The 1,664-nt window shown below is 42.2% G+C and carries 2 protein-coding genes; both read right to left on the bottom strand.

Translation table 11 applies throughout. From position 1 onward, the window contains the following. Positions 1-295: DUF1302 family protein (locus A3761_RS17520; protein ID WP_156491925.1), on the bottom strand; the 295-nt coding region annotated here is incomplete at its 3' end. Positions 296-623: 328 nt separating this feature from the next. Beyond that, positions 624-1,664: MFS transporter (locus tag A3761_RS17515; RefSeq protein ID WP_082870287.1), on the bottom strand; the 1,041-nt coding region annotated here is incomplete at its 5' end.

Below are 1,664 nucleotides of genomic sequence, written 5' to 3'. Positions count from 1 at the left end.
AAAAGTCACTGGTACCCTTGACGATCTGCGAATAGGCATCACCCTTATCGAAATTAAGGTTACCGTCATCAGTATTGATAGAGAAACCTGACCCGTCATTACCTGTTCCGATCAGACGGTCGTCTCTACCTTCTACTCTCCAACTCGAGCCAGCACTAATATTAGTATCAAAACTTGCTTCTATATCGCCCATATAAAATTGAAAGGCGCTAGCAGGTGCTGACAATGTGGCCGCGACTGCCGCTGCTAAAGGCAGCTTTGCAAACTTATGCAACCGCTGTGTTTTTTTCGTCATCGAACGCTACTCCGTTACTTTGAGATTATTAATCTTTAGGCTCAGTTCAAGTGATTTTTCTTGTTTGGTGAAACCAATAAAGCCTAAGATCAAATCGATGTTGTACTACATGACAAGCTAAGCCCCAACAGAACCTTGTTAGCCATGTTGTTTTTCTAGATCCGCCGCTCTGAATAATTTCGGAGAGCTGCAAATACACTTAAAACAAAGCATAGACGCAAATTCTTCATTCCACCAACTTATAGGGAATTTTTTTTTCGACACCGATTCCAAGTAATTGGCAAAACAATCAGCGCGTATAAAAACAAGAGATATAACTGACTAAAACTTAGCTAAAATGACTAGTTTTAAATCTGAGAGAGTAAACAAAAAATACGGCGGCGAGCGCAACAAGACCACTAATAATAAAGGTCCAGTAATAGCCATATTCAGATACGACTACGCCACTAAAATAAGCACCTGCCGCACCGCCCGCACCGAAACCCAAACTACTATAAAGTGCCTGCGCCCGCCCCTGGTGCCTGAGTTTGAATCGCTGATGAACAAATTTGATCGCTGTCGCATGCATCGCTCCAAAAGAAAATGCATGAATACATTGTACGATAACAATTACCATCCAGTATTCTGCAAGCAGCCCTGTTACGACCCACCTGAAAGCAGTTAGTATCAAGGAAATAGCCATAATCAAACGTATCGAGTGCATGGCAAACCAGCGATGCATATAAATGAAGAGAAGCACTTCAGCAATAACACCTAAACTCCATAGCGCCCCAACCTGCGCAGTGCTATAACCCAAAGATTCCATGTAGATACTAAAATAAGTGTAGTAAGCGCCGTGAGAAACCTGCAATAAAAAGCAGACGATAAAGAATTGCTGAATATCACGTCGCTTTAAATACACCATAAAGCCATGGCTAGCTTCATCATGGCTTTGCGTTCTTTTCGGTTCCTCAAAATGAACTAAGCTGCTAACAAAAATCAACGCGATCACACAGAGCAAACTTATAGGAAAATATGCAATCCCCCAAATATCAAATACTATACCGAATCCCATAACACTAAAGATAAACCCGACTGAACCCCATAGCCGTATCCGCCCATACAACTCTTTCTTACTACCCAGATTAAAAAGCGTTACGACCTCTATCTGTGGCAAGACCGCATTCCAGAAGAAACTAAACAACACGATGACTAGTGCGTAAGCCTGAAATGTGCTGGCAAAGAAAAAGCCGCTATAACAGACAAGTGTCATTAGCGTCCCAAAACGAACCAGAAAGACATTGTTACTAAAACGATCAGACAATGCGCCCCACAGTAAGGGAGCAAGCACCTTCGTTATCATCAATAAGGAAAGCAGCTGGGAGATTTC

Source organism: Oleiphilus sp. HI0123 (assembly GCF_001635315.1).
Note: the sequence above shows the minus strand (reverse complement) of the source record. Positions and strands in the feature narration are given on the sequence as shown.